This window comes from Mycobacterium aquaticum (assembly GCF_002086485.1).
GTDB lineage: Bacteria > Actinomycetota > Actinomycetes > Mycobacteriales > Mycobacteriaceae > Mycobacterium > Mycobacterium aquaticum.
In genome coordinates this window covers 44023-66677 of the sequence record NZ_MVHF01000027.1, presented here as the reverse complement: position 1 = coordinate 66677, position 22655 = coordinate 44023, and the positions used below count along the sequence as shown (strand labels likewise).

22 protein-coding genes and 1 pseudogene are annotated in these 22655 nt (G+C 66.9%); 8 read left to right on the top strand and 15 right to left on the bottom strand.

The genetic code is table 11. The features are described from left to right. The first annotated feature begins 29 nt into the window (after positions 1-29). Positions 30-988, top strand: a pseudogene (locus BST13_RS40435) (AraC family transcriptional regulator). A 5-nt stretch (positions 989-993) separates the two neighbouring features. On the opposite strand, the gene BST13_RS23485 reads toward BST13_RS40435, so the two are convergent. The 10 genes from BST13_RS23485 to secY all read right to left on the bottom strand — a co-directional run bounded on the left by BST13_RS23485 (position 994) and on the right by secY (position 10083). Continuing rightward, positions 994-1497 (bottom strand): MarR family winged helix-turn-helix transcriptional regulator, encoded by a 504-nt coding sequence (locus BST13_RS23485; protein ID WP_083166412.1) that lies wholly within the window; start codon positions 1495-1497, stop codon positions 994-996. 51 nt (positions 1498-1548) lie between these two features. Next, on the bottom strand, positions 1549-2583 hold the full coding sequence (locus BST13_RS23480; protein ID WP_083166411.1) for a pyridoxal phosphate-dependent aminotransferase: 1035 nt from the start codon (positions 2581-2583) through the stop codon (positions 1549-1551). After that, on the bottom strand, positions 2583-3620 hold the full coding sequence (locus BST13_RS23475) for a 3-oxoacyl-ACP synthase III family protein (RefSeq protein WP_083166410.1): 1038 nt from the start codon (positions 3618-3620) through the stop codon (positions 2583-2585). Before BST13_RS23475 ends, BST13_RS23480 begins: the two co-directional genes overlap by 1 nt. Beyond that, entirely contained in the window at positions 3617-4297 is a 681-nt protein-coding gene (locus tag BST13_RS23470; protein ID WP_029368395.1) for a hypothetical protein, read from the bottom strand. The genes BST13_RS23475 and BST13_RS23470 overlap by 4 nt, the downstream gene beginning before the upstream one ends. Next, positions 4278-5987 (bottom strand): thiamine pyrophosphate-binding protein, encoded by a 1710-nt coding sequence (locus BST13_RS23465; RefSeq protein WP_170064318.1) that lies wholly within the window; start codon positions 5985-5987, stop codon positions 4278-4280. The genes BST13_RS23470 and BST13_RS23465 overlap by 20 nt, the downstream gene beginning before the upstream one ends. A 70-nt stretch (positions 5988-6057) precedes the next feature. Beyond that, on the bottom strand, positions 6058-6792 hold the full coding sequence (locus BST13_RS23460; protein WP_083166408.1) for an anti-sigma factor family protein: 735 nt from the start codon (positions 6790-6792) through the stop codon (positions 6058-6060). After that, positions 6789-7304 (bottom strand): sigma-70 family RNA polymerase sigma factor, encoded by a 516-nt coding sequence (locus tag BST13_RS23455; protein WP_029368392.1) that lies wholly within the window; start codon positions 7302-7304, stop codon positions 6789-6791. The genes BST13_RS23460 and BST13_RS23455 overlap by 4 nt, the downstream gene beginning before the upstream one ends. 117 nt (positions 7305-7421) lie before the next feature. Continuing rightward, entirely contained in the window at positions 7422-8219 is a 798-nt protein-coding gene (map, locus tag BST13_RS23450; RefSeq protein WP_083166407.1) for a type I methionyl aminopeptidase, read from the bottom strand. Beyond that, positions 8216-8761, bottom strand: coding sequence for an adenylate kinase (locus tag BST13_RS23445; protein ID WP_083166406.1), 546 nt, complete (start codon positions 8759-8761; stop codon positions 8216-8218). Before BST13_RS23445 ends, map begins: the two co-directional genes overlap by 4 nt. Next, positions 8758-10083, bottom strand: coding sequence for a preprotein translocase subunit SecY (gene secY, locus BST13_RS23440; RefSeq protein ID WP_083166405.1), 1326 nt, complete (start codon positions 10081-10083; stop codon positions 8758-8760). The genes BST13_RS23445 and secY overlap by 4 nt, the downstream gene beginning before the upstream one ends. A gap of 268 nt (positions 10084-10351) precedes the next feature. On the opposite strand from secY, the gene BST13_RS23435 reads away from it, so the two are divergent. Genes BST13_RS23435 through BST13_RS23420 form a run of 4 tightly spaced genes read left to right on the top strand, consistent with a single transcriptional unit; the run spans position 10352 to position 14011 of the window. After that, positions 10352-11266, top strand: coding sequence for a class I SAM-dependent methyltransferase (locus tag BST13_RS23435; RefSeq protein WP_083166404.1), 915 nt, complete (start codon positions 10352-10354; stop codon positions 11264-11266). An 8-nt stretch (positions 11267-11274) separates the two neighbouring features. After that, positions 11275-12177, top strand: a complete 903-nt coding sequence (locus BST13_RS23430) for a class I SAM-dependent methyltransferase (RefSeq protein WP_083166403.1) — start codon at positions 11275-11277, stop codon at positions 12175-12177. 9 nt (positions 12178-12186) lie between these two features. Beyond that, the gene (locus BST13_RS23425) at positions 12187-13083 is read left to right on the top strand and encodes a class I SAM-dependent methyltransferase (RefSeq protein WP_083166402.1); all 897 of its coding nucleotides are present in this window, start codon (positions 12187-12189) and stop codon (positions 13081-13083) included. 7 nt (positions 13084-13090) lie between these two features. After that, positions 13091-14011: a class I SAM-dependent methyltransferase gene (locus BST13_RS23420; RefSeq protein ID WP_083166401.1), complete on the top strand. Its 921-nt coding sequence runs from the start codon at positions 13091-13093 to the stop codon at positions 14009-14011. A 47-nt stretch (positions 14012-14058) separates the two neighbouring features. Here BST13_RS23420 and BST13_RS23415 read toward each other — a convergent pair whose 3' ends face one another. Genes BST13_RS23415 through BST13_RS23405 form a run of 3 tightly spaced genes read right to left on the bottom strand, consistent with a single transcriptional unit; the run spans position 14059 to position 16930 of the window. Next, positions 14059-14556, bottom strand: coding sequence for a DUF3830 family protein (locus tag BST13_RS23415; RefSeq protein ID WP_083166400.1), 498 nt, complete (start codon positions 14554-14556; stop codon positions 14059-14061). Beyond that, positions 14553-15953 carry an amidase gene (locus tag BST13_RS23410; RefSeq protein ID WP_083166399.1) on the bottom strand — a complete coding sequence of 467 codons (1401 nt, stop codon included), beginning with the start codon at positions 15951-15953 and terminating at the stop codon, positions 14553-14555. The genes BST13_RS23415 and BST13_RS23410 overlap by 4 nt, the downstream gene beginning before the upstream one ends. After that, positions 15950-16930: a D-2-hydroxyacid dehydrogenase gene (locus BST13_RS23405; RefSeq protein WP_083166398.1), complete on the bottom strand. Its 981-nt coding sequence runs from the start codon at positions 16928-16930 to the stop codon at positions 15950-15952. The genes BST13_RS23410 and BST13_RS23405 overlap by 4 nt, the downstream gene beginning before the upstream one ends. 79 nt (positions 16931-17009) lie before the next feature. Between BST13_RS23405 and BST13_RS23400 the strand changes: the two genes are divergently transcribed. Genes BST13_RS23400 through BST13_RS23390 form a run of 3 tightly spaced genes read left to right on the top strand, consistent with a single transcriptional unit; the run spans position 17010 to position 19164 of the window. After that, positions 17010-17747: a maleate cis-trans isomerase family protein gene (locus BST13_RS23400; RefSeq protein ID WP_211296164.1), complete on the top strand. Its 738-nt coding sequence runs from the start codon at positions 17010-17012 to the stop codon at positions 17745-17747. Between the two features lie 44 nt (positions 17748-17791). After that, complete coding sequence (locus tag BST13_RS23395; protein ID WP_158087185.1) at positions 17792-18511, top strand: maleate cis-trans isomerase family protein; 720 nt, start codon at positions 17792-17794, stop codon at positions 18509-18511. Next, positions 18508-19164 carry a GntR family transcriptional regulator gene (locus BST13_RS23390; RefSeq protein ID WP_083166397.1) on the top strand — a complete coding sequence of 219 codons (657 nt, stop codon included), beginning with the start codon at positions 18508-18510 and terminating at the stop codon, positions 19162-19164. The genes BST13_RS23395 and BST13_RS23390 overlap by 4 nt, the downstream gene beginning before the upstream one ends. A 3-nt stretch (positions 19165-19167) precedes the next feature. Here BST13_RS23390 and BST13_RS23385 read toward each other — a convergent pair whose 3' ends face one another. Further along, a complete protein-coding gene (locus BST13_RS23385) occupies positions 19168-20568 on the bottom strand; it encodes an MFS transporter (protein ID WP_083166396.1) in 1401 nt (466 codons plus the stop codon). A gap of 294 nt (positions 20569-20862) precedes the next feature. Further along, positions 20863-22632: a signal peptide peptidase SppA gene (sppA, locus tag BST13_RS23380; RefSeq protein WP_083166395.1), complete on the bottom strand. Its 1770-nt coding sequence runs from the start codon at positions 22630-22632 to the stop codon at positions 20863-20865. Positions 22633-22655: the final 23 nt, after the last annotated feature.

The following is a 22655-nucleotide window of genomic DNA, read 5'->3' as shown; positions in this document are numbered from 1 at the left end:
AGGCTCAGCGCAGGCGATATCTTGTCGGCATGCACGTCCGGAATCCCGGAGCCGGAATGGCGGCAGATATCGCGCGCAGTACCGACCCGCTGGAATCGATCATTCCGTTGCTGCGCCCGCAAGTCGTGTTGTCGAAGGTGGTGAGCGGTACCGGGCAATGGAGCATCCGCAAGCCGCGCTACGCCGATCCGTCGTTCTGCCTGATCCTCGAGGGAAGCTGCTGGCTCCACCCCGACGGCATCGACCCCTTCGAGCTCGCTCAGGGCGATTTCCTACTGCTCCCGGAAACGCCGAGCTTCGTCATGGCCAGCGACCCGACACTGACCCCGGCCGACGTCGAGCTCTACCCGCCCGGCGACGCGCATTACGGCCCGGCCGACGGCCCAGCGTCCATGCGAATGCTCGGCGGTTACTTCCGCTTCGATCGAGCCAACGCCAGGCTTTTGGTAAAGCTCTTACCACCAACGGTTCTCGTCTGTCACGACGAACCCGGATCGGCCGCCTGAGTCAGATTGTCGACCTCATCACCGAGGAAGCGGTCGCACAACATCCCTGCCGTGAGCTGATACTGGAGCGGTTGGTGGAGGTGTTGCTCATCGAGGCCTGCCGGTTCCGAACCGAACATCCCGGCGCCGGGGGGCACGGCCTGATTGCCGGACTCTCAGACCCACAGCTGGCCGGCGTCCTCCGTGAGATTCACGCGAACGTGTCACGAAGCTGGAGTGTCGAGAGATTGGCGCGCACCGCGAACATGTCACGCGCAGTGTTCGCCGAACGGTTCGCCCGCACGATCGGGATGCCGCCGATGCAGTACGTCCTGGAATGGCGCGTAGCACTGGCCAAGGACATGTTGCGCGAGAAGCGCTTCTCGCTGGCCGAGATCGCCGACCGGGTCGGCTATCAGTCCGCGAGTGCGTTCACTACCGCGTTCACGCGAGTGACCGGCAGCTCACCGCGGCAGTACGCCCGCAGCGGTGGCCCGACCTGACATCTTCAGAAGTCGCCGGAGTTGCGGCGCAGCGTCTCGATCGACTCCACCAACGCGCGGGACTGTTCCGCGGACATCCCGACGTCCCCGAACACCTGATCGTTGAGGGTCACGGTGGCATCCTCGACCGTGGCACGCCCCAGCTCGGTGATCTGCACCAGGGTGGTGCGGCCGTCGGTCGGATGCGGTATGCGCTCCACCAGCCCGCTGGCCTCCAGCCGGCGGATCGCGTGCGTGACGCTGGTGACGTGTACCTGCAACCGGTCCGACGCCTTGGTGATGGGCAGTGCACCCGCCCTGCTGAAGGCCAGCAGCCGCAGCAGTTCGAAGCGCGAGAAGCTCAGGTCGTAGGGCCGCAGCGCGGTCTCGACCCGGGCCAGCAGGATCTGGTGCGCGCGCATCACCGATGTCACCGCGACCATCCCGTCGGCCACGTCACCCCAGCCCGCCGCCTCCCAGTTGGCACGGGCCAGTGCGATGGGATCACGCTTGTCGGGTGGTGAGGGCACGCTTCTTCATACCGCATCACCGTTGCCCGCGGTGCGAACAGCGCGGCGAACTCAGTGCATCGCCGTCCGCACCGCGCGCAGCACCGCCCGCGTCGACTCCCGCGATCCCACCGTGATTCGCACACCACCGTCGGGGTAGTGCCGGACCTGCAGGCCCGCACCGTCGAACACGGCCTGCCAGCGCCGCCCGCAGGCGGGTAGGTAGACGAAGTTGGCCTGCCCTTCGGTGGTGTAGAGACCCATCGACCGCAACCGCAGCTGTAGGTAGCGGCGTTCCGCGGCGATCATCCGAATCCGCTGCCGGAGTTGACTTTCCGCGTCGTATGAGGCGGCAACTGCGACGAGACCGCTCAGCGGGGTGCCGAACGGCAGTTGCATGGACCACAACGTGCGACCGAGATCCGGAGCGCAGAACCCGTATCCGACCCGCAGCCCGGCCAGCCCGTAGGCCTTCGAAAAGGTCCGTACCACCACCACATTGCCGAACCGGCGGACCAGGCTCGGCGCGTCGATGCGGTGTTCACCGGGCAGGAATTCGACGTAGGCCTCGTCGAGCAGTACGACGGTGTCCCGTGGCACCCGAGTGAGGAACCGTTCGATGTCGGCTGCCGGTTCGACGGTTCCGGTGGGATTGTGCGGTCGGCAGACCACCACCACCCTGGCATTCTCGGCGGCCTCGGCCATGGCATCGAGATCGTGGTGGCCGTGCTGGTCGAGCGGCACCGTCACCGACCGTAACCGGGCCATCTGCGCGAAGATCGGAAATCCGTCGAACGTGGGTGCCGCCATCACCATGGTGTCGCCCGGACTGCTGACCGCGTGCAGAACCTGCATGGTGACGCCGGTGGCGCCGGATCCGATAACTACCTGCGACTCTGCCACCCCGACGTGCCCGGCGATCAACGACCGCAGCCGCTGCGGCAGGAACTCGGGGTACCGGTTGGCGGTATCGATCGACGCGGCCATCGCCGATCGCACGGCAGGCAATGGCGGAAAGGGATATTCGTTGAGCGACAACGCCAACGGGTTGACCGCATCGGGGATGGAACCGACCACGCCGAGCAGTGCGGCGGGTGGTGTGGCCATCAGTTGCGCCCGCCCCAGCAGACGGCGGCTGCTCCGGCGAAGTCGCCGGCGTGCGCGAACGCCGCCATCAGCACAGTGTCCCCCGCCGCGATCCGACCGGTGCTCACCGCGCGGTCGAAGTTCACCGGAATGCCTGCGGCGAAAAGGTTTCCGCACTCGTCGAAAGTATCGACATGCCGCTCCTGAGGCAGCTCAAGCGCCTCACGCCAGTTCCGCAGGAACGCCCGGTTGGGCTGGTTGGTCACCAGTAGGTCGATGTCCTTGGGCGACACCCCGATTCGATCACACACCGCATAGGAAACCTCGGGCACCTGACGGTTGCCGCGGGCCAGCACCTTGGTGATTTTGCTCTCGGTGAACCCGATGCACCCCTCCCCCGGACCCGCCTCCCACCACTTGCGCGGCGGATCGACGGCAATGGTCATGTCGCCGGCGAACTCGCCGTAGGTGCGGCACTCGACATCCAAGATGGGCGAAACGTCCGAGAGCGCCACCAGACCCACCGCGGCCCCGTCACCGGGCACAGCGGACTGGGCCTTGCGTCGGATGCTCTCCTGGTCGAAGATCTGGCCCGCGGCGTTCTGCGCGACGGCGATCAGCGCGGTACGTCCCTCCCCGGAGGCCAGCAGGTTGCGCGCCAGCTTGAGTCCGAGCACGAATGCCGCGCAGCCGCCGTTGTGCAAGTCGATCACCCAGTTCGGTTTCATGCCAAGGCGATGCGCCATGCCGCCGCCCCCGCCGTAGAACGGCATGTCGGGCATCTGGGTGTGCGTGATGAGGATGTCGGCACTGGTCACCGCATCCTGGCCGTGCCGGTCGATGAGTCCCGCGGCGGCGCGTTCGACCATGTCGATGGCGGTCTCGTCGGGCGCCACGTGGTGTCGAAACCGGGGCGCCCGGAACATGAGATTGTCTCGCAGCTCGTCGGATTCGGCGAACTGTGCGTAGTATTCGGCGCCGATCGGCTCCCCGGGCAGATAGGTCGACACGTCGAGCAGGGAGACGGTTTTGGTGGTTGCGCTCATCGTCATGCTCATTTCATCCAGGCCGGGGTGACCGGCAGGCCGTTGCGGTGCCGGTACTCGGCGATCGCTTTGAGGTTGTGCAGTTCGAGCAGGTGACCGGCCCCGAACATGTCCCAGAAGTCGCCGACCCACACGGGGCGTCCGGGCGGTGCGGTCTCCGGGTACGGATTGTTGTCGTAGAACGGGTGGTGGCAATTCGTCCACAGCACAACAGATCCCGGCTTGTCGAACACCACCTGGGCGTCGACGATGCGCATCAGGTAGATCATCCACAGGTGCTTGCCCTGATCCCACGCACAGTGGTAGTCGACGGTCAGCGCCTCGCGGTTGGCCACGGTGCGGGTGTAGATCTCACTTCCCGGCCCGGTCGGTCCGGCACCGAGCCGGTCGTACGCCAGCCACAAGCCCGGTTCGTCGGTGGTGGTGAATCCGCGCAGGCTGTATGTCCACTCCTCCAGGCTGCGGGTGTCCGACAAATAGTCGAACAGTTCCTCTGGCGGGCAATCGATGTAGTCGTTGACGGTGCAGTACTCGCCGAACACCTCGTCGTGCGGGTACACCGACCGCATCATCTCCATGATGATCGGGGTGGCCTGCTCTTTCGGTGACGTTTCGATACGGATGAGCCCGTCCATGGCTTCGGTGGTGCCCCGGTGGGCGGTGATGTCATCAAGCGCGGGCAGTGACATGGGTTCTGTTCTCCTCGGTGTGCGGCGTGGTGGATCTGTTGAGAAAGGCTGCGAACGGGGGGATTTCATCGGCGGAGCATTCGACGCTGATGACCGACGGGCCGTCGTCGTCCAGCGCCAACTGCAACGCGGCGGACAATTGCCCGAGGTCATCGACGCCGAGTGAGGTGAGGCCGGGGAACATCGCGGCCAGACCGTTCCCCAGGTGGCTGGGCCCGAACCGGTTGTAGCTGTAGCGATCCCCGTAGAACGTCTGCTCGCGGGTCACGCACATGGCGTGCGCGTGGTTGTCGAACAGCAGGAAGGTGATAGGCAACCGGTACTGCAATGCGGTGTGAATCTCCATGCCGTGCATGAAGAATGAGCCGTCCCCGGCAATCACAACGGTGCGCGCGCCCCTGGCGAAGGTCATGCCGATCGCGGCACCGAAGCTGTATCCCATCCCACCCATGCCGAGCGCGACGACGAAGCGGCCGTCGCGCCGGGCCGGCAGGTAGTGGATGGCCGACGCCCCGATGTTGCCTGCATCGACGACGATGTCGGTGCCGGCGGGCAGGACGTCGTCGAGCACGGCCATCGCATCGCGGTACCGGACTCCCGGGCCGTGGTACGGCGGCGGCCGTAATTCGCTGCGCAGCACCGTATCCGGGACCCGGACGTGTGCGGGTCTGCCATTGCCCGACAGTGCCTGCGTCAGCAGGGCCAGCGATCCCCGCAGATCGCCGGCGTGCACGTGGGTGCACGGCAGGTACGGTGCGGCCGAACCGATCGAATAGGTCGGGACCGTGCCCAATACGTCGTCGAGACCCGCCCGCGCGGTGACGGTCATGCGGGTGCCCACCAGCAGGCACAACGCGCTGCGCGCCACCGCGGTGGCGACGCCGGGATGGCCCATCACACCGGACACCCCCAGCGCAGAGGACGATCCGAGGCCAGGGGTGCCAGCGACGTCCTTGGCGTCGGGCACCGTGGCGATGCGCGCCCGCAGTGTGGCCCGCAGCCGCTCGAGCTCGGCTCTGGCGTCGTCCCTGGCCACCTGCTCCCCGGCGATGATGGTGATCGGTCCGGCCGCCTCCCGCAGCGCCGTGGCGAGTGCACCGGGATCGGAAAGCTGTGCGCCCACGTGCATTCCGTTCACCTTGCCGTTGGTGACGGGTTCACCCAGGTCGGCCTGTTGGATGTCCTTGGGCAGCAGCAACACCGCTGGTCCACCGGTGCGGGCCGCGGCCAGCGCCTCGGGCAGTGCCGTGAGAATGTCTCGAGCGGTGACCACTCGGCGGCAGTACACCGACACCGCCGAGAACAGGGCGTGGGCGTCCATGGCACCGTTGCGTCCGCTGGTGTCCTGGAAGGCCCCGCGTCCGTCGAGCGCCGTCGGGGCCTGACCGATCAAGGCCAGGACCGGAACTCGGCTGGCCAGTGACTCTCCCAGGCCGGGCACGGCGTTCAGGCAACCGCCACCCGATGTGGCGGCGACCACACCGATCCCCGCCCCGCTGCGGCTGTAGCCGTCAGCCATTGCGGCTGCGGAGAATTCGTGTTTGGCCAGTACTGCGGTGATGTCGTCGCGAAAGTGCGCCGCATCATAGAGATCTTCGATGTTGGCGCCGTCGACGCCGAAGATGTGGGAGACCCCGCTCGCCGCCAGGTGGCCGACGATGTGGTCGACCACTCGGTGCCTGCTGGCCATATTCCACCTGCCTTCCGGTTCTGCCTAGTGACACGGCCCGGGCGGGGGCACGGTTCACCGGCAGCCGGATTTACAGGGTTTTCTCAAGTAGGACTTTTCCATCGGGCGACGAAACCATTTGCACCGCAGCGATTTCGTTGATCGGCAATGTCGTGTTTCCGCTGGGCAGGGCCGTCGCACCGGACAATCCGAGCCATGTCGCGACCTCGGTGTGAGTTCCGTCACGGCCGACCACCACCATGCCGAGGTTCTGCGGCGGCGCATCCTTGTTGCCCCAGTCCCCGTAGGTGCACGCCATGTCGATCCGGGTACCCCACGCGTAGCTGCTCAATGCAATGCTGGCGTTGATCGGGGTCTCCGACACTTTGGACATCTGGAGCATCTGAGCGGTCTGCTGCTCCCCGGTGCCGGTGTGCAGACCGAACGTCTCGGGGCGGATCGCGACGACGAGACCGACTGCCAGCAGGGCAGCCGCCAACCCGACAGCGGCCGAGGTCACCCACCGGGACCGGCGCCGCCGCCAGCTGACCTTGGCGAGCACCGACTCCAGCACTTCGGGTCGAAGCGGTGGATCGGGCTGCTCCTCATCGAGCGCACGCACATCGTCGAAGTCGAGCAGGGCCAGCAGCGCCGGCATGCCGCTGAGCTCAGCGACAGCTGCGCGGCACCGCTCGCATCCCGCGAGATGGCCTTCGTACTCACGGCGCTCGGTGCTCGTCAATGAGCCGAGGACATAGGCCGCGTCCCAGGTGAGGTAGCGGTCGCCATCCACAGGATCAATGCGGGGTGCACCGAACTGCGTCATCGTGTCACCCCCATTTCTTGCAAGTTGAGTCGTAATGCGCGAACGGCGTAATGCAGCCGCGACTTCACAGTGCCCTCGGGTATCTGAAGGTCGGCCGCGATCTGTGTGGTGGTCCAGCCCTGGTAATAGGCGCGACGCACCACGGCCCGATGCTCCTCGGACAGTTGACTGAGTGCGGTGCTCAGCAACAACCGGTCCAATGCGGTGTCCACCTGGTCAGGGGCGGCGTGGTCGGCCACCAGTTCTGGGTCCGGAACACCCGTCTCGTTGCGGAACCGGGCGCTGCGGCGTTCATCGATAATCATGTTCCGCGCCACCGTGAACAGCCAAGCCCTTGCCGACCGGTCGGTATCCGCGGTGACATCGGGATGTCGCCAGGCGCGCAGCAGCGTCTCCTGCACCACGTCCTCGGCGCGCGCCTGGTCGCCGGTGAGGCGCAACGCGTATCGCCACAAGGCCGCGGCATGCTCATCGTAGAGCCCCCGCATCATGGCGGCCTCCGGATCGTCCATTAACCAACCTCCGTCTTAGATACGACGTTGGTGGTGATCCAGTTCAATTAGACCTTTGCGCCCGCATGTGCGTGACAGTTCGGGGAACATCACGCCGGGCGATTGCTGATGCGGAGATCAGCGGGTGAGGATCCGGGGCCCGTCCTCGGTCACGGCCACGGTGTGTTCCCAGTGCGCAGCGCGGGTCCCGTCGGCGGTGATGACGGTCCACTCGTCCTCCAGCACCACGGTCTTGGTGGTGCCCAAGGTCAGCATGGGCTCGATGGCCAGCACGGATCCGACAGCCAGATAGGGCCCGCGCCCGGGGGAACCCTCGTTGGGCAGGAACGGGTCCATGTGCATTTGCCTGCCGATACCGTGCCCGCCGTAGCCTGCGACGATTCCGTATTTGCGGTCGTGCCGGGCCTCCGCGGCGTGGGTCTCGACCTCTATGGCGTGCGAGACGTCGGTGAGCCGGTTGCCGGGAAGCATCGCGGCGATCCCGGCCTCCATGGCGGCTTTGGTGGCCTCGGACAGGGCCTCGTCGGCGTCGATCAGGGGCCCGATGCCGAAGGTGACGGCTGAGTCGCCGTGCCAGCCGTCGACGATCGCGCCGCAGTCGATCGAGACCAGATCGCCGGCGGCCAGCACCTCGCCGGCCGACGGGATGCCGTGTACCACACGGTCATTGACCGATGCACAGATGCTGGCCGGGAAGCCGTGATAGCCGAGGAACGATGGGATGCCGCCACCGTCGCGGATGACGGATTCGGCAATCCGGTCGAGCTCAAGTGTGCTGACGCCCGGCGCGGCCGCGGCCTGAACCGCGCGCAGCGCGGACGCGACGAGCGCGCCCGCGACTTCCATGGCGTCGAGTTCTCCTGCGCTGCGCTGCGCGACGACCTTACGGCTGCGCAGCCCCGGCAGGGAGATCACCGACCGAGCGCGCTCAGGGCGCGGGCGAACACCTCGTCGAGGGCGCCCACCGCTGCGACGGTCTTGACCTCGTCGCCGTAGTACTCCAGCAACGGCTCGGTCTCCTCGCGGTAGACCTTCATCCGGTTGTGGATGACCTCTTCGGTGTCGTCGGCGCGGCCGCGGCCCTTGAGCCGGGCGAGCAGCTCGTCCTCGGAGACCGCGAACTCCAGCACGGCATCGATCTTGGTGTTACGGGCCTCGAGCATGTCGTGCAGTGCGCGGGCCTGCTCGACCGAGCGCGGGTAGCCGTCGAGGATGAACCCGCCGGCCGCGTCCGGCTGGTCGATCCGGTCCTCTACCAGGCGATTCGTCAGCTCAGCCGGAACCAGGTCACCCGCGTCGAGGTAACGCTTGGCCTCGACGCCCAGGGGCGTGCCGTCGCCGATGTTCTTGCGGAAGAGGTCCCCGGTGGAGATTTGCGGGATGCCGAGCTTCTCGGACAGCTTCTCGGCCTGTGTGCCTTTGCCCGCGCCGGGCGGTCCGAGTAGAACGACTCTCACTTCAGGAACCCTTCGTAGTTGCGTTGCATGAGCTGGCTCTCGATCTGTTTGACGGTATCCAACCCGACGCCAATCATGATGAGAACCGCAGTTCCGCCGAACGGCAGATTCTGTACCGTCCCGGTATTGCCGATCTCCAGGAACAGGTTCGGCAGAACTGCGATCACGCCGAGGTAGATCGAGCCCGGCAGGGTGATCCGGCTCAGCACATAACGCAGATAGTCCGCGGTCGGCTTACCCGGCCGAATACCGGGGATGAAGCCACCGAACTTCTTCATCTCGTCGGCGCGCTCGTCCGGGTTGAACGTGATCGACACGTAGAAGTACGTGAAGAAGATGATCAGGCCGAAGTAGATGGCGATGTAGACAGGGTCGGCGGGATTCGTCAGATAGTTGGCTACGAACTTGTCCCACCAGCCACTGCCGCCATTGGGGTTCCCGCTGCGGATCAGCTGGGTGATCAGATGCGGTATGTAGATCAGCGAGGACGCGAAGATGACCGGGATGACGCCGGCCTGGTTGACCTTCAGCGGCAGGTAGGTGGACGTTCCGCCGTACATCTTGCGGCCGACCATGCGCTTGGCGTATTGCACCGGGATGCGGCGCTGCCCCTGCTCGACGAACACCACGCCGATGATGATGGCCAGCGCGGCCGCACAGACGGCGGTGAAGACCAGGCCGCCGCGGCTGTCCAGGATGGTCTTGCCCTCGGACGGGATGCGGGCGGCGATACCGGCGAAGATCAGCAGGGACATGCCGTTGCCGATGCCGCGCTCGGTGACCAGCTCACCCATCCACATGACCAGGGCGGCACCCGCGGTCATCACCAGCACGATGACGATCAATCCGAAGATCGAGCTGTCCTGGATGATGTTCAGCGAGCAGCCCTGCAGCAGGCCACCGTTGGCGGCCAGCGCCACGATGCTGGTGGCCTGCAGGATGGCCAGCGCGATCGACAGATAACGCGTGTACTGCGTCATCTTGGCCTGGCCGGCCTGCCCTTCCTTCTGCAGCTGCTCGAACCGCGGGATCACCACGACCAGCAGCTGCACGATGATGCTGGCGGTGATGTAGGGCATCACGCCGACCGCGAACACGGTCAATTGCAGCAGTGCGCCGCCGGAGAACAGGTTGATCAGCGAGTAGATCTGCGCCGAGTCACCCCCGCTGACCTGCTCGATGCATTTCTGCACGTTCGGGTAGTTCACCCCGGGAGACGGGATCGACGCACCGACGCGGTACAGGATCACCAGGCCCAACGTGAACAGGATCTTGCGTCTGAGGTCGGCCGTCCGCAGCGATGAGATGAAAGCCGAAAGCACTCTTCCTCCTGCGCAGCCGACTTCTCAGCGCGGCGTGCCAAATGGGGCTGGTGGGTCCAGCGTCATGGTCAAGTCGTATACATGCCGGCCCGGCAGGCGCCGGGCCTGCGAACTCAAGCGTCAAACAGTCTACGAGAGTAACAGTTGAGCCCGGACGGCCCCGCATCGATCAGCTTCACCCGCAGGCCAAGGGTGTATTCAGCTTCAGAGCGTACAGTCGGCGACGGCTCGTTACATCACCTAACTAACAGGCATTTAAGGGGAGTTCATGGCGCGCACGGACAACGACACCTGGGATCTGGCGTCCAGCGTGGGTGCCACCGCGACGATGGTCGCGGCGGCCAGGGCGATGGCGACCAACGCCGAGGACCCCGTGATCGACGACCCGTTCGCCGCACCCCTGGTTCGGGCCGTCGGGATGGATTTCTTCACCAAACTGGTCGACGAGGACTTCACCACCGACGGTCTCGACGAGGAGGCGGCGACGGGGCTGCATCGCTTCGCCAACGGCATGGCGGCTCGCACCCGGTTCTTCGACGACTTCTTTCTGTCCGCGGTCCGCTCCGGCATCCGCCAGGCGGTCATCCTCGCCGCCGGCCTAGATTCGCGGGCCTACCGGCTGCCGTGGCCGAACGGCACCGTGGTCTTCGAGATCGACCAGCCTCAGGTGGTCGACTTCAAGGCGAAGACCCTCGCCGGATTGGGCGCCACGCCGACCACAGATCTGCGCACGGTGGCCATGGACCTTCGCTTCGACTGGCCCACGGCGCTCACCGAGGCCGGGTTCGACGCCACCAAGCCGACAGCGTGGATCGCCGAGGGTTTGCTCGGCTACCTGCCGCCCGACGCCCAGGACCGCCTGCTCGATCAGATCACCGCTCTCAGCGCGCCGGGCAGCAGGCTCGGCGTCGAGGGTGTTCCGGCGACCGAGGCCAACGACGAAGAGTCGATCCGCGCGAAGATGAAGGACTTCACCGACCGCTGGCGGGCACACGGCCTGGACATCGACCTCAACGAGCTGATCTTCCTCGGGGACCGCGCCGACGTGACCACCTATCTGGAGGGCCACTCCTGGCAGACCACCGGCATCAGCTCCAACGATCTGCTGATCCAGACGGGTCTGCCGCCGGTCGAGGATGAGGCACACGCCGCGTCGGTCCTCTACATCAGTGCGCAGCGGTAGGGGCCGACATGGCACGTACTGATGCGGACAGCTGGGACCTGGCTTCGAGCGTCGGCGCGACGGCCACCATGGTGGCCGCGGCCCGCGCGATCGCCAGCGCCGAACCCGAGCCTCTGATCAACGATCCCTACGCCGCGGCGCTGGTGCGTGCCGTGGGCGTGGACTTCTTCACCAAGCTCGTCGACGGCGACCTCGTGCTCGACGGCGAGGACTCCTCGGCAGCCGAGTTCATGACGTCGGTGATGGCGGTGCGGACGAAGTTCTTCGACGACTTCTTCACCAGCTCGACCGAAGCCGGCATCCGGCAGGCGGTGATCCTCGCCTCCGGGCTCGACGCGCGGGCTTATCGGCTCCCCTGGCCCGACGGGACCGTGGTCTACGAGATCGACCAGCCGGACGTGATCGGCGCCAAGACCGCCGCGATGGAGCAGATCGGCGCGACGCCTACCGCAGAGCGCCGTGCCGTGGCCGTCGATCTGCGCGACGACTGGCCTGCGGCATTGCGCGCCGCCGGGTTCGACCCTGACCTCCCGACGGCGTGGAGCGCGGAGGGTCTGCTGGTCTACCTGCCTCCCGAGGCTCAGGACCGACTGTTCGACAACATCACCGCGCTGAGCGCCCCGGGCAGCCGGCTGGCCACCGAATACCACCCGGACATCGCCTCGGCTGTACGCAACCGCAGTCAGTCCATGGCCGAGCGCTGGCGCGAACACGGATTCGACGTCGACCTCTCCGAGCTCTGGTACGTAGGTGACCGCAATTCGGTGGTCGACTACCTCACCGCCGGCGGCTGGTCGGTGACCGCCCGGCGGCGCCCCGAGGTGTTCGCCGAATATGGACGCACCTTTCCGGACTCTGAAGACGCTGAACCACAACGCAATTCATTGGCAGTCGTGGCAACACGGCAGTAAGGAACAACGATGGCACGTACCGACGGTGACACCTGGGACCTGGCGTCCAGCGTCGGCTCGACGGCGACGGGTGTCGCCGCGTCCCGCGCACTGGCCACCAAGCAGCCCGACCCGCTGATCAACGACCCGTATGCCGATCCACTGGTCAAGGCGGTCGGGCTGGAGCACTGCATCCGACTGGCCGACGGCGAGCTGTGCGTCGAGGGCGATCAGATGCTCGACCGGCAGCGGATGTGCGAGCAGATCGCCGTGCGCACCCGGTTCTTCGACGACTTCTTCGCGAGCGCAACCGAAGCCGGGATCCGCCAGGCGGTGATCCTGGCGTCCGGGCTGGACACCCGCGCCTACCGGCTGGACTGGCCTGCCGGTACCGCGGTCTACGAGATCGACCAACCCGAAGTGATCGAGTTCAAGACCCGCACGCTGGCCGGGCTCGGCGCCGAACCTGCCGCCGAGCGCCGTACCGTGGCCATCGATCTGCGTGAAGACTGGCCCGCCGCGCTGCGCGCCGCCGGATTCGATCCGTCGGCTCCCACCGCATGGATCGCCGAGGGACTGCTGATCTACCTGCCGCCGGACGCCCAGGACCGGCTCTTCGACAACATCACCGAACTGTCCGCACCGGGAAGCCGGCTGGCCACCGAACACATGGACATGAACACACTCTCCGAGGAATGGACCAAGAAGGTCAGCGAGTGGTCCAAGCGGGTCGGGTCCGATGTCGACCTGATGGACCTGTTCTATTCGGGTGACCGTCACACCGCCGGTGACTATCTCGCCGGACACGGGTGGCAGACGAGCGTGCTGTCGACCCGCGACGCCTACGCCGGGTACGGCTTCGACTATCCCGACGACCTTGCCGAGCTCGCAGGCGATTCGGGTTACCTGTCCGCAGAACGGAAATGAGGAGCTGATGGCGCGGGTCGACGGCGACACCTGGGACCTGGCATCGAGTGTGGGAGCGACGGCGACACTCGTCGCGACGGGGCGGGCCGTCGCCAGCACCGCGCCGCACGGTCTGATCGACGACCCCTTCGCTGCACCCCTGGTGCGGGCCGTCGGCATCGACGCGTTCACCAAGATGGTCAACGGTGAACTGGACTTCGACGCTATCGAGGCCATCGCCCCGGACGCGGCGGCCAGGGCGCGGGCGAACATCGATGAGATGGCCGTACGCACACGGTTTTTCGACGACTATTTCGTCGCCGCCACCGAAGGCGGCATCCGGCAGGCGGTGATCCTGGCGTCCGGTCTGGACTCGCGCGCCTACCGGTTGCCCTGGCCGGACGGCACCGTCGTCTACGAGATCGACCAGCCCGAGGTCATCGAGTTCAAGACCCGGGTGCTGGCCGACCTCGGTGCGGCGCCGACGGCACAGCGCCGCACCGTGCCGATCGATCTGCGCGAAGACTGGCCGACCGCACTGCGTGGGGCGGGTTTCGACCCGGGGCAGCCGACAGCCTGGTGCGCCGAGGGTCTGCTGATCTATCTGCCGTCCGACGCCCAGGACCGCTTGTTCGACAACATCGACGCCCTCAGTGCTGCCGACAGCACTCTGGCAACTGAGTTCGTGCCTGGCCTCAAGGATTTCGATCCCGACAAGGCCCGGGCCGCGGCCGCCGGCTTCAGCCAGATCGGGTTGACCATGGACATGCCGTCGCTGATCTACCACGGCGAACGACATTCCGCGGCGGACTATCTCGCCACCAAGGGCTGGCAGATGACCGGTGCGCCCCGGGCGGAGCTGTTCGCACGCTACGGCCTGCCGGTCCCCGAGGCCGACGACCAGGACCCGATGGGCGAAATCGTCTACATCAGCGGCACTCTGGGCTGAGTTTCCCGCAGCCTTTCACCGCAACTGCATTCCGGTGTGAGGTCCGGTCAAGACGCCCTGGCGAAAGTCAGCGTTTCGCCACGGGCACCGCCCATCCACAGGTCCTGGCACGCGGCCGCCATCTCCTCCAACCCGTCGGTGATCGCCCCGAACACGTTGCCGGGCACCCAGCCCTGGTCGCCGTTGATCAGCAGGTTGTTGCGTCCGTAGAAGAGCGCCAGGTCGACGATGGCGCCCGTCGTCCCGGTGCCCGTGGTGTTCTCGTAGCCGTAGGCCGGGTTGCCCAGATCGTCGGAGTCGAACGAAAACCAGCACAGGTCACCGGGAATCGGCGTCACCGTGGTGTTCTCCCGGCCCGGGTCGGCGCCGAACGCGGGCAGCAGTGTGTAGATCTCGTTGCGGGCGTACTTGCCGTGAAACACCTGCGCCGAAAGCGGCAACGCGTCCCAGACGGCCGCGCAGGTTCGCGGCGCCGCATCATCGAGCAACCGGGCGGTGCACGTCACCCCGCGCACGTCCAGCGACACCGTGATCAATCGGCTCATTGCGCCTCCTCCGTGAGCAGCGCCGGCACCCGGTGGTGCCAGTCGGTGGCGTCCTGGTAGGTCTGTCCGACGCGCAGCACAAGGGCGTCTGCATGCCGGGGACCGACGATCTGCAGCCCGATCGGCAGACCGCTGCGGCTGAACCCGCACGGCACCGAGAGCGCCGGCTGCTGAGTCAGATTGAACGGGTAGGTGTATGGCGTCCAGCTCGTCCAGTCGGGTGAGTCAGAGCCGTCGGGCACGTCCTGGCCGACAGGGAAAGCGGTGAGCGGCAACGTCGGAGTGATCAGCACGTCGTAGTGCCGGTGGAACCGGCCCATCCGCTCCCCCAGTGCCATGCGGACGGCGGTCGCGTCGAGGTAATCCGATGCCGAGAACGTCGCGCCGATCTCGGCGGTGCGCAGCAACCCGGGATCGACGGGTCGGTCACCAGTGTTCTTGCCCTCCAGCACTTTCGCTTCACCCGAGAACCACAGCACGTGGAAGGCGTGCACGGGGTCGTCGAAGCCCGGCGAAACTTCCTCGACCTCTGCGCCCGCGGCGGCGAGCACGTTGACGGCGGCGCGCACCGCGGCGTCGACCTCGGGGTCGTTGGAGCCGAACCCGAGATCGGGCGAGTAAGCCACCCGCAGGCCGGCGATGCCCGCGTCGAGACCGGCACGGAACGATGAAGTGGGAGAAGGCATTGCGGACCAGTCGCGGGGGTCGAAACCGGTGACCACGTCGAGTAGCGCGGCGACGTCGGCCACCGTCCGGGCCATCGGACCGGCGTGCGAAAGCGTGCCGAAGGGGCTGGGCGGATACAGCGGGATGAGTCCATACGTCGGTTTGAGCGCCACGGTGCCGGTGAACGCCGCAGGTATGCGCACCGAGCCGCCACCGTCGGTGCCGACCGACCACACGCCCATGCCGAGACCGACGGCCGCGGCGCTGCCGCCGCTGGACCCGCCGGCGGTGACGGTCCGATTCCACGGGTTGCCGGTCGCGCCGTAGCGCGGCGAATCGGTGACCCCTTTCCACGAGTACTCGGGCGTCGTGGTCTTGCCGAGCAGGATCGCCCCCGAATCACGCAGTCGCGCAACGCTTGGCGCGTCCTCGTCCCACGGCCCGGCCTCGTCGATGAGCCAGCTGCCACGCAGCGTGGGCCAGCCCTTCGTCCACAATGCGTCCTTGATCGAGGTCGGGATGCCGTCCGCGGGCCCCAGCGGTTGCCCGGCCTGCCACCGGGCCTCTGACGCCTGTGCCGCCGCCAGCGCGCCCTCCTCGTCGATCAGCACGAAGGCGTTCACCAGGCCGTTCTGGCGATCGATGGCCGCCAGCGCGGCCCGGGTGATCTCCACGGGCGAGAGTGCTTTGTTCCGATAGGCCGCCATGAGGTCGGCCGCCGAGGGAATCACGTTGTGCCCCTGACATATCCGAGCTTCTTGTCCACGACGTTGTGCAGTGGCTGCCCGGTGAGCCACCGCTGGAGGTTGTCGGCGAACTGCGCGGCCAGCCTGTCGCGCCAGCCGCGAGCATCCCCGGACATGTGGGCGGTGACGACGGCGCCGGGCGCGTCCCACAGCGGATGGTCCTGCGGCAGGGGTTCGGTGTCGAACACGTCGAGGGTGGCGCCACCGATACTGCCCGCGGTCAGCGCTGACAGCAGCGCGGACTCGTCGACAATCGGGCCGCGGGCGACGTTCACCAGATGCGCATCGGACTTCATCGCCGCCAAGACGGCGGTGTCCACCAGGCCGCGGGTGGCATCGGTGAGCGGGGCGGCCACCACCAGGTGGTCGCACCAACCGACCGCGGCGGCCAGGTCGGCTGTGGCGACGACCTGATCGAAGTCGGGATCCGCGGCGCGCGCCACGCGCCCGGCCCCGCGGACGATCAGCCCGGCCGCCCGCAGCAACCGGGCGATCTCCCGGCCGATGCCGCCGGTTCCGATCACCAACGCGTGCGCACCGGCGATGGTTCTGGTCTCTCGGTGCTGCCACTGATGCCGCCGTTGCCGATCGAGGCTGGCCTGGGTTCCCTTCGCGTATGCGATGACCGCTCCCAGCACGTATTCGGCCATGGGACGGTCGAATACGCCCCGAGCGTTGGTGACCACGACGTCGGAATCACGCAGTTGGTCGAACAGCAGGGTGTCGACGCCTGCGGCGGTGACGTGGATCCACTCCAGGTTGTCCGCGGATGCCCACGCACCACGCAGCGCGGTGGAGAAGTAGTCCCACATCAGCAACGCCCGAGCGCCCCGCAGGGCGTCGGCCAAACCGTCTGCGGCGCAATACCGGAAGTCGGCGTCGACGTCGAGATCCGCCACCCCGGCCGGACGATCGCTCGCGCGCTCACACAACACCGCGATCACCGGACGTGGGCTCGACATCAGTCCGAGGCTAGGAACCGTTTCGTAGGATTGTCAACAATATGTTGCCGGTCGACCCGTTCGGCCTCACACTGTGGACATGACGATCGAGGGTTTGGCCCCTCACCCGCCGTTGCAGCAGGTGGGGATAGGTGTTGTGGCGCCATACGACTTCGCCCTCGACCGGGAACTGTGGCGATGGGTGCCCAACGACGTCAGTCTCTACGTAACCCGGCTGCGGTATGCGCCGATGCCCGTGACCGTCGACATGGCGGTGCACATCTCCGAGCCGGAACAGGTGGTGGCAGGCGCCGCCAATGTGCTTGCAGTGTCCCCGCTCGTCACCGCCTACGCGTGCACCGCGGGCAGCTTCGTCAAGGGCATGGCTGGCGAGGCCGCCCTGGTCGCGGCGATGCGCGCGGCGGGCGCCCCGGCAGCGGTGACCACCAGCGGTGCGATGCTCACCGCGCTTCGGCATCTCGGCCTGCACAAGGTCGCCACCGTCACGCCCTACACCGCGGACCTGACCATCGGGCTGACCAGTTACCTCATGGAGGCAGGCATCGAGGTCGTCGCGACGGCGGGCCTGGGGATGACCGCGCGCATCTGGGCGGTGCCGTACGAGACCACGGCAGATCTGGTGCGGGCCACCGATGTTCCCGAGGCCGAGGCCATCGTCATCAGCTGCACCAACCTGCCGACCTACGACCTGATCGCCCAGCTCGAGGCCGACCTGGGTAAACCCGTCGTGACGGCCAACCAGGTGACGATGTGGGCGGCGCTGGCCGTCGCGGGACGCAAGGCCGTCGGCCCCGGCCAGCGACTGCTGGAGACCTGAGCGATCGAGCCCCGCACCGTTCCCACGATCCGACAGGAGACCGTATGCCGACCGTAGGCATCCTCTACCCCGGCCACAGCGCAGAGGACGATTTCGAAGCGCTGGAGGCACGCTTGGGCGCCTCTGTGTCGTTGCCCGTGGCGATCACCAGCGTCGGCGAGGATGCCCACCGCGTGGATGCGTTGTTGGACCTCGGCAAGGCCGAACGGCTCGCCGACGGTGTCGCCCGGCTCAGCGGTGCGCAAGCGGAATCGATGATGTGGGCGTGCACGTCGGGCAGCTTCGTCTTCGGCCCCGACGGCGCGCGCCAACAGGTCGACCAAGTCGCGCTCGCGGCGGGCGTACCGGCTTCGTCGACCTCGATCGCATTCGTAGATGCCTTGCAGTACTTGGGCATTCACCGCGTCGCGGTGGCCGCGTCGTATCCCGCGGACGTGGCCGCGCACTTCGTGACGTTCCTGTCCGCCAGCGGTGCGGTCGTGGTCGCGATGGGCAGCCACGACATCGTCACGGCCGCGGAAGTGGGCCTGCTGACACCCGACGAGGTGGTCGAGATGGTCCGGGCCGCCGACCATCCCGACGCCGAGGCGGTGCTGGTGCCCGACACCGCCATGCACACGCTGGGCATCATCGACAGGCTGGAATCGGCAGCCGGAAAGCCGGTACTCACCGCCAACGCCGTGACGGTCTGGAAGGGCCTGCAGTTGATCGGCCCGGTTCCGCGCCTGCCCGGCCTCGGCACCCTGTTCAGGACGGCCCGGTGACCGACTTCATCGGGCCGGTGGACCAGCAATCGACGCCGAGCCTCATCGCCGACAAGCTGCGCCAGGCCATCGCGCACCGTGAGCTGGAACCGGGATCTCAGCTCGGCGAAGCCGAACTGGCCCGCAGGTTCGGTGTGAGCCGCGGTCCGATCCGCGAGGGCATTCAGCGCCTGGCCCAGGAGGGCCTGGTGATCGCCATCCGCAACCGCGGCGTGTTCGTGATCGACATGACGCCCGACGAGGTTCGCGATATGTATCTGGCGCGCGAAGCCGTCGAGCGCACGGCGGCCCGCAAGATCCTGCAGGGCGACTACGCCGCGGTCGGCGACGGACTGCTCGCCATCGTCGACGAGATGGAATCGGCTGTCGAACCAGATGAGTTGAGTGAGGCCGACATTCGCTTCCATGAACTCCTGGTCGCGTCGGCCGGCAGCTCACGGCTGATCCGGATGCACCAGACCTACCTGGTCGAGACCCGAATGTGCTTGCACGCCTTGGCCGATACCTACGACACGCCCAGCGACCGCGTCACCGAGCACCATGCGCTGGCCTGCGCTATCCGATCCGGCGACGTCGCACTCACCGACAAGCTGATGCTCGCGCACATGGAGGACGCCGTCGACCGGCTCATCGCGCGCCTGCCCGCCGGCTGAGAGCTACGACGCCCCACTGGGTTCGACGTCGTATTCCAGCTGTGGCGGCGCTTCGGGCGTGCCGGGGATCTCGGTTCCCCCGATCGGGCATCGAGCCGTTTCGGGCACCTTCACCAGTGCGATCGCCCCGATCACGCACGCGATCATCATGTAATACGCCGGCACCAAATGGTCCCCGGTCAACGACACCAACCAGTCGTTGACCGCGGGCGCGGTGCCACCGAACAGTGAGGTCGACACGTTGTAGGCGATGGCGAAACCGGCGTAGCGCACCTGCGTCGGGAACATCGCCGGGAAGGTGGCGGAGATGGTCGACAGCTGCGGCACGTAGAGCAACCCCAGCACCGCGAATCCGATCACGGCACCGACCATGTTGGTGCCCATCAGCAGGAACATCGGCACACCGGCGATGAACAGCCCGATCAGCGAGAACCACCACATCGGCTTGCGGCCCACCCGGTCGGAGATGTGACCGGCGAACGGCAGGAACACCATCATCGTGAGCATGCCGATGATGGGTACGACCAGCGCGTGATTGCTCGACAGTCCGATGGTCCGCTCGAGGTATGTGGGCATGTAGGTGAGCAGCGTGTAGTTGACGACGTTGAGCGCCACCACCAGACCGCCCAGCCGCAGTACGGGTGCCCAGTACTCCCCCACCAGATCCTTGAATTGCGTCACCGCGCCCTGTTCGGTGTCCCCGGACTGCTCGAGTTCACGGAATACCGGGGTGTCCTCGAGTCGGGAACGCAGATAGACACCGATCAAGCCGAGCGGTGCGGCGACCATGAAGGGCAATCGCCAACCCCACGAACCCATTTGGTCGTCGGTGAGCAGCATCGAAAAACCGAGCATGAGCAGCGCGCCGAGCGAAAACCCGGAAAGGGTGCCGAATTCCAGGAAACTCCCGAGGAACCCGCGGCGGCGGGACGGCGCGTACTCGGCCATGAACGTTGCCGCACCGCCATATTCGCCGCCGGTGGAGAAGCCCTGGATCATGCGCAGCACCACCATGATGGCCGGTGCCCACAATCCGATCGCGGCGTAGGACGGGACCAGACCCACGCAGAATGTCGCACCTGCCATCAGCACGATGGTGATGGCCAGAACGTGTTTGCGTCCGAGCCGGTCGCCCAGTGGTCCCCACACAAATCCGCCGAGCGGCCGCACGAGGAACGAAACCGCAAATGTGGCAAGCGCCAACAGGGTGGCCTGCTGCGTGTCACCCGGGAAGATGGCGGCCGATATGTAGCTCACGCCGTAGGCGTATATGCCGTAGTCGAACCATTCTGTGGCGTTTCCGATCGCCGATGCGGCGATCGCCCGTCTGAGTACACCCGGGTCTGGCGCACTTTCCGCGGGTTCGCTGTAGTCGATCTCCGGCTTGTCTCCGAAGCCCCTCATCGGGCTCTTGTGCGCAGGCACGGTTCCTCCATGTGTCTGACGACACCGGTCCCCGCCGCGCGCTCTGGTTTCGGCTGGTCTGATCGGTGAACACCGCAGGGCCAGGCCGTCGTCTCGTCCGGCAATTCAGTAGTTGCCAAGGTTTGACGTTACCTCGCTGGCAGGCACAATGCACCGCCCCCGGGGTGTGCCGCAATTGTCATCGGCGTCAGAACGGGGCGCGAAATCCGCTGAACAGACGCAAAATCGCACTACTCCGGCTGAAATAGTGCGATTTTCCGTCTGTCCGCGACTCTAGAAGCGGTACTCCCCCAGCCACATCGCATGCGCGCCGGTCAACGAGCGCTGCGCCTGGTCCAGCACACCGGTCACCGACGCGACGGCCAGCGAGCCCAGAGCCTCGGGCAGTGACGCCGCTGCCGGTTGCGAGGATGGCTTGGGCGCCAACAGATCCCGCAGCGACGACCCGGGCAGGTGCGCGATCTTGACCTTGGCGTCCTCGTCGAGTCCGGCCAACAGTTTGGCGCGCTGGATCGCGGTGCGCAGCCCGCCGAGCTCGTCGACGAGCCCGCGTTCGTGAGCGTCGGCCCCGGTCCACACCCGGCCGCGGGCCACGTCCTGAACCGCATCCACCGCCAAGCCCCGGCCGTCCGCGACGCGCTGCACGAAGTCCTGGTAGAAAAGGTCCGCTTCGGCCTCGACCTGGGCGTGCTGCTCATCGGTGAACGGCGCATTGGTCGACCAGGCGTCGGCATTGGCATTGGTCCGCACCGCATCGGAACCGACTCCGAGCTTGTCCTTGAGCTCCCGTGACACCAGCTTGCCGGTCAACACCCCGATCGAGCCGGTGATGGTGCCCGGGTTGGCCACGATCGCGTCGGCGGCCATGGCCGCGTAGTAGCCGCCGGATGCGGCCACGGCACCCATCGACGCGACGACGAGCTTGCCGGCCTCCCGGGCCCGCACCACCTCACGCCAGATGGTCTCGGAGGCGGTCACCGAACCCCCGGGGCTGTCCACCCGCAGCACGATGGCCACCACGTCGTCTTGGGCTGCGGCCTCGCGCAGCGCCGCGGCGATGGTGTCGCCCCCGGCGCCGGAGTTACCGAACGGCAGCACCTGCCGACCACCCTTGCCACTGACGATCGGCCCGTGCACCGTCACCACGGCGACGGTCGGCTTCGACTTGAGCCCAGGAATCGCGGGGGTGGGCTTGTGCGCCGAGGCCCGCGCGTAACGCGACAGATACAGCCGCGGGGCACTGTCGTCCCCGTCGGATTCCGCTGCGGCACCGCAGAGTTCACTGATGCGCGCGTACGCCTCGTCACGGAAGCCGATCCGGTCGATCAGCCCGCCCGCCACGGCATCGTCACGCAACAGCGGCGCCTTGTCTGCCAACGCATTGATGGAGTCGACCGAGACGTGCCGGGATTCCGCGATGGCCTGCCACACCTGGCTCTGGAGGCTCTCGATCAGCCGGCTGTCGGCTTCCCGGTGCGCGTCGGTGTAGCGATCCTGCGTGAAGATGTTTGTCGCAGACTTGTATTCGCCACGAGTCACGAACTGCGCTTCGATCCCGACCTTGTCCAGGGCATCGCGCAGGAACATCGCGTTGGTGGCGAAACCGACCAGTCCGACCGTGCCCGACGGTTGCATCCACACGTCGCGGAACGCCGAGGCGAGATAGTACGACAAGGTGCCCGGATAGGTCTCCGACCAGGCCAACGTCGGTTTGACGGCGCCGAACTCGGCGATCGCGTCGCGCAGTTCCTGCACCGGTCCGGCGGCCGCGGCGGGGATCTGTACCCGCGCGATCAGGCCGGCCACCCGGTCATCGTCGGCGGCCCGGTGTATCGCTGCGACGGCCTGGTGCAGGACCAGGGGCCGTCCTCCGACGGAGATCATCGCCAACGGATCGAACCCCGCGGTCTCCGGAGGCACGGACGTCAGATCGAGTTCGAGAACACAGGCACTGGGCACGCCGTTGTGCCGGACGGTGTCGACCTTGCGGACCAGCGCCCGCACATCGTCGGGACCGGGCAGGCTCGGGAGAAAGTCGAACATGCTCCGAGCCTACCGACGCCCGG